Source organism: Paenibacillus sp. P2(2022) (genome assembly GCF_029522175.1).
In the GTDB taxonomy this organism is placed as follows: Bacteria; Bacillota; Bacilli; order Paenibacillales; family Paenibacillaceae; genus Paenibacillus; species Paenibacillus polymyxa.
Genome location: NZ_JAKWFI010000006.1, coordinates 214,695 through 232,407, shown reverse-complemented (window position 1 = coordinate 232,407; position 17,713 = coordinate 214,695). Strand labels below are relative to the sequence as shown.

Sequence of the window (17,713 nt, the reverse complement as noted above, 5' to 3'; positions counted from 1 at the left end):
GTCTTTTAGCAATCCAAGGTATTACTTTATAACCGGTAGTTACCAGAAAACGCAGACACGAAAAAGGAGGAAGAGTCCGAAGGAGCCGTTCCGGGAATGGCCTGCGCGGTTCTTCTAAGAGTGACTAAGTGACATCTAGGTACAAAGCCTATCTATAAAGAATCTCTAAACCGGGAGTGTGTCGATGTGAGAGAGGATACCAACGAGCAATATGGATTAACGCAAGCCCAGCGCCGAATATGGTTCATGGAAATTATGAATCCGGGAACGTCCATCACGATGCTTTCCGCGACCTACCAGATTACGGGCGAGATCAACACACAGCTTCTGAAGCAAGCGGCGGCAGAGATCGTCAAAACCTATGACGTTTTCCGAATCCGCATTAGCGGGGATTTGCAAAATCCAACGCAGTGGTTCGAAGAGCCGGAGAATGTCCAAGCTAGGATAAGCCGCCTCGAAATAGGCACAACCGAACAATTCTATGCTTGGGTGAAAGAAGTAAGCGAAAAACCGGCCAGCGTGTTCGACGAACACCTCTACCAATTTACGATTATCCATTTTGCGAACGGCCAAGTATGGCTCAATTTGACGGTAAATCATATTATTGCCGACGGCTTGTCCGTCAATGCTTTGCTGCATGCGGTGATGGAAAAATACCTGGAACTGCGCAAAGGCATCTCCAGCAGTTACCAGCCCCCTTCCTATCTAGATTATATTTCCTCGGAGCGTGAATATGAGCAATCGCAGCGTTATCAAAAAGGCAAGGAATACTGGCTGACAAAGTACAACACTTTGCCTGAAACGACCGGCATTAAATCGTATCCGCCATTCTCGATCGGCAGCGAATCCAATAAACTGTCCATCACTTTGGACGGTTCCCGGTATGAACGCATTCTGGCCTTCAGCGAACAATATCAGGTCAGCTTATATACGTTATTTCTGTCCGCCATGTACGCCTTATTGTACAAGCTGACCGACAGCACCGATGTTCCGGTCGGCACGGTTTTCGCCAATCGCACCAGCAAGAAGGAAAAAGAAACGATCGGCATGTTCGTCAGCACCGTGGCTACGCGGATTCGTCTGAATCCAGACAGGAACGTGCTTTCCTTGATCCAAACGGTTTCCAAGGAAAATACGGCGGATCTGCGGTATCAGAAATACCCTTATAACCAATTGATCCAGGATTTACGCGAACAACACGGCCGCAACGATCTTTCGGGGCTGTTCCGCACGTCTCTGGAATATCTGCCTTTGAAAATCGTGGAGTACGAAGAAATCAAGGTACGCCTGGAGGCTCACTTCGCTAGGCACGAGATGGACGATTTGCTGCTGCGCTTCGACCATATGCTGAATGAAGGCCATGTAATTCTCCATGCTTCCTATCGTACGGGTCTGTTCGAGACGGCCGAGATTGATCGGATTATGGAACAGTATGTAACCGTTCTGGACCAGTTTCTTCAGAGTCCCGAACTGCCGGTACGCGAGATTTCTCTGCTGAGCGATGAGGAGAGACACCGCATTCTCAATGTTTTTAACCCGCCGGTGGCAGGGCTGAGCGAGGGAGAAGCGTTTCATCGGTATGTTGAAAATTTTGCTCGGGAAATTCCAGATCATCCGGCAGTCGTCTACATGGACAAACAGCTGACCTACGGCGAATTGAACGAACGCGCCGAGCGGCTGGCTTCTCTCCTTCGCGAACAGGGCGTGGGAAGGGAGACGATTACGGGGATCTGGGCGGAGCGTTCGGTGGAACTGCTGGTCGGGGTGCTCGCCGTTTGGAAAGCCGGCGGAGCCTATGTACCGCTGGACCCCGATTATCCGGCGGAGCGGATTGAGTACATGCTCAGCGATAGCGATGCATCGGTGCTGCTTACGCAGCGTCATCTGTTGGAGCGGGCCGGAGGTTGGTTGGCCGATGACCAGCTGAAGCTTCAAGCTGTCTATGCCATGGACGATGAACAGATTTATAACGGGGATGCCTTAGCCGTGGAATTTGAATCTGCCGACAGCGCCCCGCAAGACTTGGCTTATGTGATTTACACCTCGGGTACGACGGGACGCCCGAAAGGCGTCATGATTGAGCACGGTAGTCTCGTGAATACGGCGGATGCGTACCGTCGCGAGTACCGGTTGGATCAGTTTCCGGTGCGGCTGCTGCAGCTGGCCAGCTTCTCGTTTGACGTGTTCGTCGGAGACATTGCGCGGACGCTGTATAACGGAGGCACGATGGTGATTGTGCCGAAGGATGACCGGATTGATCCGAACCTCTTATACGGCTGGATTCGGGACCAAAACATTACGGTATTCGAATCGACGCCTGCGCTCATCCTGCCATTCATGCAGCATATTTATGAAGAAGGGCTGGACGTTAGCTCCATGCAGTTGCTGATTACCAGCTCGGATGCTTGCAGTGTCACCGATTACCGATTGCTGCAGGAAAGATTCGGCGGACAATTCCGCATCATCAACAGCTATGGAGTTACCGAAGCGGCCATTGACAGCAGCTTTTACGGTGAGCCGCTGGATAAGCTGCCGCCGTCGGGTCATGTGCCGATCGGCAAAGCTTGGCTGAACGCCCGGTTTTACATTGTCGATGCTGCGTTAAAGCCGGTTCCTGTAGGGGTTCCGGGCGAGCTTGTCATCGGCGGCGCCGGGGTGGCGCGCGGGTACTGGAACCGTCCGGATCTAACCGCCGAGAAGTTTGCGGACAGCCCGTTTGTGCCGGGCGAACGTCTGTACCGGACAGGCGATTTGGCCCGCTGGCTAGAAGACGGGAACGTGGACTTCATCGGCCGGATCGACTATCAGGTGAAAATTCGCGGGTTCCGGATCGAACTCGGCGAAATTGAAACGGCCCTGCTGCGTTTCCCGGGCGTCAAGCAGGCTGTGGTGACCGACCGTACGGATGAGCAGGGACAAAAGTATTTGTGCGGTTACGTGGGGGCGGATGCTTCCTTGCAGCTGAGCGATCTGCTGTCCCAATTGAAGCAAGAGCTGCCGGCTCATATGGTCCCGGCCCGGCTGGTGTCTCTTGATAAGCTTCCGCTCACGCCGAACGGCAAAATTGACCGTAAAGCGCTGCCTGAACCGACCGGAGAGGTAGAAGTAGGCCGTGAGTATGTGGCTCCTCGCACAACGCTGGAAACAAGACTTGCTCTCATTTGGCAGCAGGTGCTGGGTATTGCGCGAGTAGGAGTTCAAGACGATTTCTTTGACTTGGGTGGTCATTCCTTGCGGGCCTCCACGCTGGTTTCCAAGATTCGGAAAGAGCTGCAAGTCGAGGTTCCGCTGCGGGAAGTTTTCCGCTACACCACGATCGAACAGCTGGCCCAAAGAATCGGCGGTTTAAGGCAGCAGGAGACGTATGAGATTACAAAGGCGGCTGAGGCCGAGTACTATCCGGTTTCATCCGAGCAAAAGCGTCTGTACGTCCTGCGCCAGCTTGACGGGGCCGAGCGCAGCTACAATATGTCGGCGGCGCTTCTTCTCGAAGGCAAGCTGGACCGCACGCGCGTCGAGCACGCGTTCCGGGCGCTGATTCAGCGCCATGAGACGCTGCGTACCGGGATTGAGCAGGTTCAAGGCGAGCTTGTCCAGCGCATCTATGACGGGTTGGATTTTGCTGTAGATTATTTCCAAGCGAGCGAGCGGGAAGTGGAGCAAGTGGTGGAAGCTTACTATCACCCGTTTGATCTGACTAAGCCGCCACTTCTCCGCATCGGTCTGATCGAAGTCGCCGAGGATCGCCACATTCTGCTGTTCGATATGCACCATATTGTCTCGGACGGCATTTCGACAGCGCTGCTCTTCGACGAGTTCAGCCGCCTGTATCGGGGCGAGGAGCTGGCCCCGCTGCGCATTCAATACAAAGATTATGCCGTTTGGCAGCATTCCGAAGCTTACGGGCAGATGCTCCAGCCGCAGAAGGAGTATTGGCTAGAACAGCTGTCGGGCGAGCTGCCGGTCTTGGAGCTACCGACGGACTTCCCGCGGCCTGCGGTGCAAAGCTTTGACGGCCGAACCGTGAAGTTTTATATCGAGAAAGATCGGACGGAGAAGCTGAAAGAACTAGCGGCACGGACAGGGACGACCCTGTACATGGTGCTGCTGTCGGCTTACACCATCCTTATGCATAAATATTCGGGTCAGGAAGATCTGATCGTAGGAACGCCGATTGCCGGAAGAACGCAGGAAGAAGTGCAGCCGATCGTAGGGATGTTTATCAACACTCTGGCCATTCGCAGCCGTCCGGAGCGTTCCAAGCCGTACCTTTCGTACCTGGAAGAAATCAAGGACATCACGCTCGGGGCTTTCGAACACCAAAATTATTTGTTCGAAGACTTGGTAGAAAGTCTTCACATTCCGCGCGCGACCGGCCGGAATCCGCTCTTTGATACGTTCTTCTCCCTGCAAAATACGGAGAACGAGCAAATTGTCATCGAGGGGCTGGAGCAATCGTTTTATCCACTGGAAAATCAAACATCCAAGTTCGAGCTGCTCCTGGATATTTCGGAGCTGGACGGTCAGCTCGAATGCCGGTTGGAGTACGCTACGGCTTTGTATAAACAAGAGACCGCGGAGCGGTTCGCCAGACATTATGACAAGCTGCTCGAAACCATCGCAGCAGCGCCGGACGGGGATATTGCCTCGCTGGAAATGCTCACGGAGGAGGAAATCCGCGAGCTGATGCGCGGTTTCAACGATTCGGAGGCGGACTACCCGCGGCAGCAGACGATTCACGGCTTGTTCGAAGAGCAGGCGGAGCTTTACCCGGACAACGTGGCCGCCGTCATGAACGAGCGGCAGCTGACCTACCGCGAGCTGAACGAGCGATCCAACCGCCTTGCGCGGAAGCTGCGGGAGACGGGAGTAGAAGCGGACCAGCTGGTAGCGATTCTGGCCGAACGCTCGCTCGATATGGTCGTCGGCATTCTGGCGATTCTCAAAGCAGGCGGAGCATACGTGCCTGTCGATCCCGACTACCCGGAGGAGCGCATCCGCTTCATGATCGAGGATTCGGGTGCGCCGTTATTGCTGATTCAAAAGCATCTGCACGAGAAGACCGACTTCGCAGGAACGCGCCTCGAATTGGACAATTTCGTTTGGGGCGACAGAGGGGCGGACTCCGAAAGTGCGCTGGACGCTTTGAACCTGGAGCCGATTTCCGGGCCAGTCAACCTGGCTTATGTCATCTACACGTCGGGAACGACCGGCAGACCAAAAGGAACGCTGATCGAGCATAAGAACGTCGTGCGCCTCCTGTTCAATGACAAGAACCTGTTCGACTTCGGGCCGTCCGACACGTGGACGCTGTTCCACTCGTTCTGCTTCGATTTCTCCGTCTGGGAAATGTACGGAGCGCTGCTGTACGGAGGCAAGCTGGTCATCGTACCGCCGTTCACGGCGAAAAATCCGGCCGATTTCCTGGCGCTGCTGGGCCGCGAACAGGTTACCATTTTGAACCAGACACCAACGTACTTCTACCAGCTGCTGCGCGAGGTCTTGACGGACCATCCGTACGATCTGCGGATTCGCAACGTCATCTTCGGGGGCGAAGCGCTGAGTCCGCTGCTGCTCAAGGGCTTCAAGACGAAGTACCCGGAGACGAAGCTGATCAATATGTACGGCATTACCGAGACGACGGTTCACGTGACGTATAAGGAAATCACGTGGGTCGAAATGGAGGCGGCGAAGAGCAATATCGGCAAGCCGATCCCGACGCTGAGGGTGTACGTCCTTGATGAAAACCGCCGGCCTGTGCCGATCGGCGTAGCGGGCGAAATGTACGTGGCCGGGGAAGGCCTTGCGAGAGGATACCTGAACCGTCCGGATCTGACGGCGGAGAAGTTCGTCGATTCCCCGTTTACGGAGGGGGAGAAACTGTACCGCTCGGGCGACTTGGCGGCTTGGCTGCCGGACGGCAACATCGAATACCTGGGCCGAATCGATCACCAGGTGAAAATCCGCGGGTACCGGATCGAGCTGGACGAAATCGAGACGCAGCTGCTGAACGTCGAGGGCGTGGAAGAAGCGGTGGTGCTTGCCCGTCAGGACGGTGGGGGCGAGAAGGCGCTTGTCGCCTACTTTGTGGCGGATCGGACACTGACGGTCAGCGAAATGAGAACCTCGCTGGCCCAGGGAATGCCGGGGTACATGATCCCGTCGTACTTCGTGCAGCTGGAGCGCATGCCGCTGACGGCCAATGGCAAAGTAGACCGCAAAGCGCTGCCGGAACCGCAAGGCAGCTTGCAGACGGGCGTCGAATATGTAGCACCGCGTAACCGGATGGAGTCCCAGCTTGTGAAGATCTGGGAGGAAGTGCTGGGCTACTCCGGCATTGGAGTCCTGGACAATTTCTTCGAGCTCGGAGGCCACTCCTTGCGGGCGACGAACCTTGTCAGCAAGATTCAGAAGGAAATGAACGTCGAACTTCCGCTGCGCGATGTGTTCCGCTATACGACGGTAGAGTCGATGGCCGGGGCTATTGCAAGCTTGGAAGAAACGCGGCACAGCTCAATTCCGAAAGCGGAAGAGAAAGCGTACTATCCGGTTTCCTCCGCGCAAAAAAGGCTGTACGTCCTGCACCAGCTGGATGGCTCGGAGCTGAATTACAACCTCCCAAGTGCCTTGCAGTTGGAAGGGGCTTTGAACGAGGCCAAAGTGGAAAAGGCGCTGACTACTTTGGTGGCCCGGCATGATATGCTGCGCACCGGTTTTGAAATCGTGAATGGGGAGCCGGTTCAGCGTATTCATCCGCTCGTAGCTTTCAAGGTCGAAAAGCTTCAAGCAAGCGAAGATCAGGTTGCGGCCATTCTTGAAGGCTTCATTCAGCCTTTTGACTTGACCCAGCCGCCTTTGCTGCGCGCCCTGCTGATCGAACTGGAGAAAGAGAAATTCCTGCTCGCACTGGATATTCATCATATTGGTTCCGACGGCCTTTCCATGGACGTGCTGCTGCGCGAATTCGTGCGGCTTTACAATGGGGAAGAATTGCCGGAGCTGCGGATTCAATACAAGGATTACGCCGTTTGGCAGCAATCCGAGGAGCAGCGCCAGCGCATCAAACGGCAGGAGGAATACTGGCGTGGGGTATTCAGCTCCGAGCTTCCGGTTCTTGAGCTGCCTCTCGACTTCTCCCGCCCGGCCGTGCAGCAGTTTGACGGTCAAACGCTCACGTTTACGCTGGATGCGGAGAAAAGCGAAGCTCTCAAACGGCTTGCCGGCGATTCAGGGGCGACGCTGTACATGCTTCTGCTGGCTGCGTACTCCGTATTGCTTCATAAATACGCGGGACAGGAAGATATAGTGGTCGGCACTCCGATTGCCGCCCGTTCTCACGCCGACCTGCAGCCGATTATCGGTATGTTCGTCAATACGCTGGCCCTTCGCTTGGGTCCGGCGGCGGAGCGGACGTTCCTGGATTACTTGCAGGAAGTGAAGGAAACAACGCTTGGAGCCTACGAGCACCAAGACTATCCGTTCGAGGAGCTGGTGGAAGCTCTTCAGGTGAGCCGGGATTTAAGCCGGAATCCTCTGTTTGACACCATGTTTTCTTTGCAAAAGCACGAAAGCTTGGATTTAACCCTGGAAGGCTTGCAATGGTCGCTGTTCGACATCGAGGAAAAGACGGCAAAGTTTGACCTTAGCTTTGATATCGTGGAAGCCGATAACGAACTGGTTTGCAAGATCGAGTACGCTACCTCGTTGTTTAGACAGGAAACGGTGGTACGGCTGGCGGGTCATTACGAGCAGCTTTTGACGTCGATCCTGGCTCAGCCGGGTGCGCGGATTTCGGATTTGGATGTCTTGACGGACAGCGAAAAACATGATTTGCTGGTCGGGTTTGACGTGTCGTCTTCGGCTCTTGCGAAGCAACCCGCCGCAGAGGGTACAGGTTTGGAAGCGGATGAGTCGTGGAGAGAGAGAACGTTCCACGAGCTGTTCGAGGAGCAGGCGGAGCGCACTCCGGAAGCGCTGGCGGTTGTCTACGAAGACAGCAAGCTGACGTATGCGGAGCTGAACGCCAAAGCGAATCGTCTGGCGTATGCACTGCGGGCGCGCGGGGTGAAGCCGGAGCAGGTGGTCGGCATTCTGGCCGATCGTTCGGCGGAGCTGTTGATCGGGGTGCTCGCCGTATGGAAAGCGGGCGGCGCTTATGTGCCGCTCGACCCGGACTATCCGGCGGAGCGGATCGAGTATATGCTCGCGGACAGCGGGGCGTCGGTGCTGCTTACGCAGACCCGCCTGCTGGAGCAGACGGAAGCTTGGCGCAGCGACGGAGCTCTAGTGCTGCAAACGGTGCTTGCGCTTGACGACGCCGCGACGTACAGCCTCGGAGCGGCGGAAGCGGCTGTGGGTGTACAAGCTTTGGGCGAAGCAGGCGCAGAGGCGGAGGCTTTGGCGCAAGCGGCTGCTGCCGAAACGTCCGCCACGGCAGAAGCCGAGAAGAACGTACTAGCGGCAGATCTCGCATCGAATCCGGCGAATGTGAACAAGCCGCGCGATTTGGCTTACGTCATCTACACCTCCGGTACGACGGGCAAGCCGAAGGGCGTGATGATCGAGCACCGCAGCCTGGTGAACACGGCGGCGGGCTACCGTCGGGAATACCGGTTGGATCAGTTCCCGGTGCGGCTGCTGCAGCTCGCCAGCTTCTCGTTCGACGTGTTCGTCGGCGACATTGCGCGGACGCTGTACAACGGCGGTACCATGGTCATCGTGCCGAAGGACGACCGGATTGATCCAACCCGCCTCTACGGCTGGATTCGCGACTACGCCGTGACGGTGTTCGAATCGACGCCGGCGCTGATCGTGCCGTTCATGGAGCATGTGCATGCCGAGGATCTGAACCTCAGCTCGATGCAACTGCTGATCACAAGCTCGGATGCGTGCAGCGTAGCGGATTACCGCACCTTGCAGGAGCGCTTCGGCTCGCAGTTCCGTATTATTAACAGCTACGGCGTAACGGAAGCGGCGATTGACTCCAGCTTCTATGACGAGCCTCTGGAAAAGCTGCCGAAGACGGGCAGCGTGCCGATCGGGAAAGCGTGGCTGAACGCCAAGTTCTACATCGTGGATGCGAATCTGAAGCCGGTGCCGATCGGGGTGTTGGGCGAGCTGGTTATCGGCGGAGTCGGAGTGGCGCGCGGGTACTTGAACCGCCCGGATTTGACGGCGGAGAAATTCGTAGACAGCCCGTTCGCCACTGGGGAGCGGCTGTACCGGACAGGCGACCTGGCGCGCTGGATGGAAGACGGGAACGTGGACTTCATCGGCCGGATCGACAACCAGGTGAAAATCCGGGGGTACCGGATTGAGACGGGTGAAGTCGAAGCGAAGCTGCTGAGTGTAGGTGGCGTGAAGGAAGCGGTCGTCGTCGTCAGGGAAGATCAAGAAGGTCAGAAAGCTTTGTGCGCTTATTATACAGCGGAAGAAGGCTTGACAGCGGCGGCTCTGAAGCGGGCGATTGCCAGCGAGCTGCCGGGGTACATGATCCCGTCGTACTTCGTGGAGCTGGAGCGCCTGCCTCTGACGCCGAACGGAAAGATCGACCGGAAGGCGCTGCCGGCACCGGAAGGGGGGGCAGGAGGCCGCGAATACGTGGCGCCGCGCACCGAACTGGAGGCGAAGCTGGCCGCCATTTGGCAGGATGTGCTTGTTCGGGAGAAGGCGGTAGGCGTAACGGACAACTTCTTCGACCTCGGCGGACACTCCCTGCGGGCGACGACGCTGGTCAGCAAAATGCATAAGGAGCTAGGCGTTGAATTCCCGCTTCGCGACGTATTCCGCTACTCAACGGTTGAGGAAATGGCCGCGGCTATGGAGAGGCTGGAGATCGGCTCGTTCACGGCTATTCCGGCTGCGGAACCTAGCGAGTATTATCCGCTCTCTTCCGCTCAGAAACGTCTCTATATCTTGAACCAGCTGGAAGGAGCCGAGCTGAGTTACAACATACCAGGAGCTATGCTGCTCGAAGGGGAGCTCGACCGACAGCGGTTTGAAGAAGCGTTCCGCGGGCTCGTAGCTCGTCATGAAACGCTGCGTACCGGCTTTGAGATGGTAAAAGGCGAAGCGGTTCAGCGGATTTACGAAGAAGCCGCCTTCCAGGTGGAATATGTGCAGATCAGCGAGGAGCAGGCAGAAGAAACGGTGCGCCAATTCGTTCGTCCGTTTGACCTAGCGAAGCCGCCCCTTCTGCGGGTAGGCCTTGCTGAACTGGCGCCGGACCGGCACATTCTAATGTTCGATACGCATCATATCGTATCTGACGGCGTTTCGATTGACGTACTGATCGAAGAGCTCGTCCGCTTATACAGCGGGGAGCAGTTGGAGCCGCTCCGCATTCAGTACAAAGATTATGCGGTATGGCAGCAATCGGACGAGCAGAAAGCTCAGCTTGCCAAGCAGGAAGCCTACTGGCTCGACATGTTCCGCGGAGAACTGCCGGTTTTGGAATTACCGACGGACTATCCGCGCCCGGCTATGCAGAGCTACGAGGGCCGCACGCTGCAATTGTTTATGGATAGCGAGAAAAGTGAGGGTCTGAAACGGCTTGCAGCCGAGAACGGCGCAACGCTTTACATGGTTCTGCTTGCTGGTTATACAATGTTACTGCATAAGTATACAGGGCAAGAAGACGTGGTGGTCGGTACGCCGATTGCAGGAAGAAATCACAGCGACGTTCAGCCGCTGATCGGGATGTTCGTCAATACCCTGGCCATCCGCAGTTATCCGGCTGCCGTTAAAACGTTCCTTGACTACTTGAAGGAAATCAAGGAGACGACGCTGGGCGCTTTTGAACATCAGAATTATCCGTTTGAGGAACTGGTGGATAAGGTGAATGTGACTCGCGATTTAAGCCGCAATCCGCTGTTCGATACGATGTTTGCTTTGCAGAATACAGAGAATTTGGAAATCCAGCTCCCCGGACTCCATTTGTCGACGTATGCCAGCGAAGAAATTGTTTCTAAATTCGATCTCAGCTTGGACGTCACAGAGATCGAGGAAGGCTTGGAATATCTGTTTGAATACGCCACAGCTCTTTATAAAACCGAAACGGTGGAGAAATTGGCCGCTCACTACTTGCAGCTGCTTGAATCCATTCTCCGCAACCCGTCGGCGACGATTGCCGAGTTGGGCATTTTGACACCGTCGGAAAAAGAGCAAATTCTCGGCGCGTTTAACCCGGCGCAGCCGGAAGCGGCTCCTGCGGCGGCGTTCCACCAGCTGTTTGAGGAACAGGCGAAGCGCACGCCGGAAGCGGCAGCTGTCGTGTACGAGAATGACCGACTGACGTATGCAGAGCTGAACGAGCGGGCGAACCGCTTGGCGGCCACGGTGCGCGCAAGTGGCATCGGCCGGGATACGATCGTCGGCATTCTCGCCGAGCGTTCGGTGGACTTGCTGGTGGCCGTGCTGGCCGTCTGGAAAGCGGGCGGGGCGTATGTGCCGCTCGACCCGGATTACCCGGCGGAGCGCGTGCGGTTCATGCTCGAAGACAGCGGAGCGAAGGTGCTGCTGACGCAAACGGCGCTGCGAGAGCGCGCCGAAGCCTGGCTCGACGAAGAGGAGCTGGCGCTGGCGGCGGTGCTGTACCTGGACGACGAAACTTCGTACAGCGAGGAGCGGATGAATGCCGACAGCTTCCATGAAGCCCGTCCGGAGGATCTGGCGTACGTGATCTATACGTCGGGGACGACGGGCAAGCCGAAGGGCGTGATGATCGAGCACCGCAGCCTGGTGAACACGGCGGCGGGCTACCGGCGGGAATACCGGTTGGATCAGTTCCCAGTGCGGCTGCTGCAGCTCGCAAGCTTCTCGTTCGACGTGTTCGTGGGAGATATCGCGCGGACGCTGTACAACGGAGGCACGATGGTGATTGTGCCGAAGGACGACCGGATCGATCCGTCTCGTCTGCACCACTGGATTGAGCGGGAGCGGGTCACCATCTTCGAATCGACGCCAGCGCTGATCGTGCCGTTCCTAGAGTATGTGCACGAGCAGCGGCTCGATATGAGCTGGATGGAGCTGTTGATCACGAGTTCGGACAGCTGCAGCGTGGCGGATTACCGGACCTTGCAGGAACGCTTCGGCTCGTTGTTCCGGATCATCAACGCATACGGCGTGACGGAAGCGGCGATCGACTCCAGTTTCTACGACGAGGAGCTAGCGAAGCTGCCGCAAACAGGCAATGTGCCGATCGGTAAAGCGTGGCTGAATGCGAAATTCTACATCGTGGATGCGCATCTGAATCCGGTGCCGGTCGGGGTGTTGGGCGAGCTGGTTATCGGCGGAGTCGGAGTGGCGCGCGGGTACTTGAACCGCCCGGATTTGACGGCGGAGAAATTCGTAGACAGCCCGTTCGCCACTGGGGAGCGGCTGTACCGGACAGGCGACCTGGCGCGCTGGATGCCGGACGGCAACGTGGACTTCATCGGCCGGATCGACAACCAGGTGAAAATCCGGGGGTACCGGATTGAGACAGGCGAAGTCGAAGCGAAGCTGCTGAGTGTAGGTGGCGTGAAGGAAGCGGTCGTCGTCGTCAGGGAAGATCAAGAAGGTCAGAAAGCTTTGTGCGCTTATTATACAGCGGAAGAAGGCTTGACAGCGGCGGATCTGAAGCGGGCGATTGCCAGCGAGCTGCCGGGGTACATGATCCCGTCGTACTTCGTGGAGCTGGAGCGCCTGCCTCTGACGCCGAACGGAAAGATCGACCGGAAGGCGCTGCCGGCACCGGAAGGGGGGGCAGGAGGCCGCGAATACGTGGCGCCGCGCACCGAACTGGAGGCGAAGCTGGCCGCCATTTGGCAGGATGTGCTTGTTCGGGAGAAGGCGGTAGGCGTAACGGACAACTTCTTCGACCTCGGCGGACACTCCCTGCGGGCGACGACGCTGGTCAGCAAAATGCATAAGGAGCTAGGCGTTGAATTCCCGCTTCGCGACGTATTTCGCTACTCAACGGTTGAGGAAATGGCCGCGGCTATGGAGAGGCTGGAGATCGGCTCGTTCACAGCTATTCCGGTTGCAGAATCTAGCGAGTATTATCCGCTCTCTTCTGCTCAGAAACGTCTCTATATCTTGAACCAGCTGGAAGGAGCCGAGCTGAGCTACAACATACCGGGAGCTATGCTGCTCGAAGGGGAGCTCGACCGGCAGCGGTTTGAAGAAGCGTTCCGCGGGCTCGTAGCTCGTCATGAAACGCTGCGTACCGGCTTTGAGATGGTAAAAGGCGAAGCGGTTCAGCGGATTTACGAAGAAGCCGCCTTCCAGGTGGAATATGTGCAGATCAGCGAGGAGCAGGCAGAAGAAACGGTGCGCCAATTCGTTCGTCCGTTTGATCTAGCGAAGCCGCCCCTTCTGCGGGTAGGCCTTGCTGAACTGGCGCCGGACCGGCACATTCTAATGTTCGATACGCATCATATCGTATCTGACGGCGTTTCGGTTGACGTACTGATCGAAGAGTTCGTCCGCTTGTACAGCGGGGAGCAGTTGGAGCCGCTCCGCATTCAGTACAAAGATTATGCGGTATGGCAGCAATCGGACGAGCAGAAAGCTCAGCTTGCCAAGCAGGAAGCCTACTGGCTCGACATGTTCCGCGGAGAACTGCCGGTTTTGGAATTGCCGACGGACTATCCGCGCCCGGCTATGCAGAGCTACGAGGGCCGCACGCTGCAATTGTTTATGGATAGCGAGAAAAGTGAGGGTCTGAAACGGCTTGCAGCCGAGAACGGCGCAACGCTTTACATGGTTCTGCTTGCTGGTTATACAATGTTATTGCATAAGTATACAGGGCAAGAAGACGTGGTGGTCGGTACGCCGATTGCAGGAAGAAATCACAGCGACGTTCAGCCGCTGATCGGGATGTTCGTCAATACCCTGGCCATCCGCAGTTATCCGGCTGCCGGTAAAACGTTCCTTGACTACTTGAAGGAAATCAAGGAGACGACGCTGGGCGCTTTTGAACATCAGAATTATCCGTTTGAGGAACTGGTGGATAAGGTGAATGTGGCTCGCGATTTAAGCCGCAATCCGCTGTTCGATACGATGTTTGCTTTGCAGAATACAGAGAATTTGGAAATCCAGCTTCCCGGACTCCATTTGTCGACGTATGCCAGCGAAGAAATTGTTTCTAAATTCGATCTCAGCTTGGACGTCACAGAGATCGAGGAAGGCTTGGAATATCTGTTTGAATACGCCACTGCTCTTTATAAGACCGAAACGGTGGAGAAATTGGCCGCTCACTACTTGCAGCTGCTTGAATCCATTCTCCGCAACCCGTCGGCGACGATTGCCGAGCTGGGCATTTTGACACCGTCGGAAAAAGATCAAATTCTCGGCGCGTTTAACCCGGCGCAGCCGGAAGCGGCTCCTGCGGCGGCGTTCCACCAGCTGTTTGAGGAACAGGCGAAGCGCACGCCGGAAGCGGCGGCCGTCGTGTACGAGAACGACCGGCTGACGTATGCGGAGCTGAACGAGCGGGCGAACCGCTTGGCGGCCACGCTGCGCGCAAGTGGCATCGGCCGGGAGACAATCGTCGGCATTCTCGCCGAGCGTTCGGTGGACTTGCTGGTGGCCGTGCTGGCCGTCTGGAAAGCAGGCGGGGCGTATGTGCCGCTCGACCCGGATTACCCGGCGGAGCGCGTGCGGTTCATGCTCGAAGACAGCGGAGCGAAGGTGCTGCTGACGCAAACGCTGCTGCGAGAGCGCGCCGAAGCCTGGCTCGACGAAGAGGAGCTGGCGCTGGCGGCGGTGCTGTACCTGGACGACGAAGCGTCGTACAGCGAGGAGCGGGCGAATGCCGACAGCTTTCATGAAGCCCGTCCGGAGGATCTGGCGTACGTGATCTATACGTCGGGAACGACGGGCAAGCCGAAGGGCGTGATGATCGAGCACCGCAGCCTGGTGAACACGGCGGCGGGCTACCGGCGGGAATACCAGTTGGATCAGTTCCCGGTGCGGCTGCTGCAGCTCGCAAGCTTCTCGTTTGACGTGTTCGTGGGAGATATCGCGCGGACGCTGTACAACGGAGGCACGATGGTGATTGTGCCGAAGGACGACCGGATCGATCCGTCTCGTCTGCACTACTGGATCAGCCAGCAGCAAGTGACGATCTTCGAATCGACGCCGGCGCTGATCGTGCCGTTCCTGGAGTACGTGCACGAGCATCAACTGGATATGAGCGGGATGGAGCTGTTGATCACGAGCTCGGACAGCTGCAGCGTGGCGGATTACCGGACCTTGCAGGAACGCTTCGGCTCGTTGTTCCGGATCATCAACGCATACGGCGTGACGGAAGCGGCGATCGACTCCAGCTTCTACGACGAGGAGCTGGCAAAGCTGCCGCAGACAGGCCATGTGCCGATCGGCAAAGCGTGGCTGAACTCCAAGTTCTACATCGTTGACGCGCACCTGAATCCGGTGCCGGTCGGGGTGCTGGGCGAGCTGGTCATCGGCGGAGTCGGAGTGGCGCGCGGGTACTTGAACCGTCCGGAGCTGACGGAAGAGAAGTTCGTAGACAGCCCGTTCGCCGCGGGCGAGCGGTTGTACCGCACGGGAGACTTGGCCCGGTGGATGGAAGACGGGAACGTGGACTTCATCGGCCGGATCGACAACCAGGCGAAGATCCGGGGGTACCGGATTGAGACGGGGGAAGTCGAAGCGAAGCTGCTGAGTGTAGGTGGCGTGAAGGAAGCGGTCGTCGTCGTCAGGGAAGATCAAGAAGGTCAGAAAGCTTTGTGCGCTTATTATACAGCGGAAGAAGGCTTGACGGTGGCGGACCTGAAACGGGCGATCTCCAGCGAGCTGCCGGGTTACATGATCCCGTCGTACTTCGTCGAGCTGGAGCGCCTGCCTCTGACGCCGAACGGGAAAATCGACCGGAAGGCGCTGCCGGCGCCGGAAGGGGGAGCAAGCGCAGGCCGCGAATACGTGGCGCCGCGCACCGAACTGGAGGCGAAACTGGTCGCCATCTGGCAGGATGTGCTCGGACCGGTCACGATTGGCGTGACGGACAACTTCTTCGACCTCGGCGGGCACTCCCTGCGGGCGACGACGCTAGTCAGCAAGGTGCACAAGGAACTGAGTGTGGACCTGCCACTGCGCGATGTGTTCCGGCACTCGACCATCGAAGCGATGGCCGAGGCGATCAGCCAATTGGAGCGGCAGGAATACCTCTCCATTCCGGTTCTGGATAAGAGGGATTACTATCCGCTTTCCTCCGTGCAAAAACGGCTGTACATCCAGCAGCAGATGGAAGGCGCCGAGCTTAGCTACAACATGTCCGGCATGACGGTTCTCGTCGGGCGCTTGGAACGTAATCAATTCGAGGCGGCGCTCAAAGGATTGATAGCTCGTCACGAAATTTTGCGAACCGGCTTCGAAATGGTCGACGGCGAACCGGTACAACGGATTTATCCGGACTTGAAGTTTGCCGTCGAATATACGAAAGCGACGGAAAGTGAAACGAAGAGCATCGTAGACGGCTTTGTGCGCGTCTTTGATTTGGAGCGGCCGCCGCTGCTGCGTGTGGGCTTAGTCGAATGGGAAGCGGAACGGCATCTGCTCATGCTGGACATTCATCATATCGTCACGGATGGCATGTCGATGGGCATCTTCGTCGAAGAGCTGCTGCGCCTGTATAACGGTGAGACTCTGGAACCGCTTCGGATTCAATACAAGGAATTCGCCGCTTGGCAGCAATCAGAACCTGTAAAAGAGCGGCTGAAACGTCAGGAAGCCTACTGGCTGGACGTGCTGGAAGGCGAACTGCCGACGCTTGAACTGCCTACGGACTTTGTCAGACCTGCCGCTCGCAGCTTTGAGGGAGATGTGCTGCCTTTCAGCATCGATAAGCAGATGACCGACAGCTTGCAGCGCATCGCCGATGAGAACGGTGCCACCCTTTATATGGTGTTATTGGCGGCCTATTCAATCCTGCTCAGCAAGTACTCGGGACAAGAAGACTTCATTGTAGGCATGCCGGTTTCGGGCCGCACACATGCCGACCTGGAGCCGCTCATCGGAATGTTTGTCAACACTTTGGCGATTCGCCATTATCCGTCCGGGGAGAAGGCGTTCCTCGCTTACTTGAACGAAGTCAAAGAAACGATGCTGGGGGCCTACGACCACCAGGATTATCCGTTCGAGGAGCTTGTGAAAAAGCTGCAGGCGCCGCGAGATCAAAGCCGCAATCCTGTATTCGATGTCATGTTTGCTCTGGAAACCAAGGAAGATAACGTTCAAAGCTTCGGGGATATCAAGATCGAATCTTATCCGGAAACTCATACGGTTTCCCAATTTGATCTTACCTTGGTCATTTCGTTGCTGGATGAGGGAATGAACGGGCAGTTTGAATATGCCACCAAGTTGTTTACGCGCAATCTGATCGACAATTTCGCTCAGGACCTGCTCATGATCATCACCCAAATTTGCGAACAGCCTTCGGTGCTGTTGAAGGATATTTCCCTGAACGGGCAATCCGAACAGGAGCAAGATGTGCTAGAGGCCATTGATATTATTTTCTAATCCCTTACCCGGCTTGGGTGTATGCCGTATTTCTCTCGGTATGCATCCTGCCGGGTGTTTTTTTAAAAATGAAATGGAAAAATCCACCACAGGAATCTGACATCAAGTGCCACTGAATAACTATTTCTATTTATTGGAAAATCGACAAAACACAACAGAAATCGTAGTTTACCTTTGGTATACTACGAAT

Annotated in this window: 1 protein-coding gene; it reads left to right on the top strand. The window is 56.7% G+C overall.

Annotated elements, in window-relative coordinates; translation table 11 throughout:
• The first annotated feature begins 186 nt into the window (after window positions 1–186).
• Window positions 187–17,523, top strand: coding sequence for a non-ribosomal peptide synthetase (locus MMB75_RS19640; RefSeq protein ID WP_277509962.1), 17,337 nt, complete (start codon window positions 187–189; stop codon window positions 17,521–17,523).
• The last annotated feature ends 190 nt before the right edge of the window (window positions 17,524–17,713 follow it).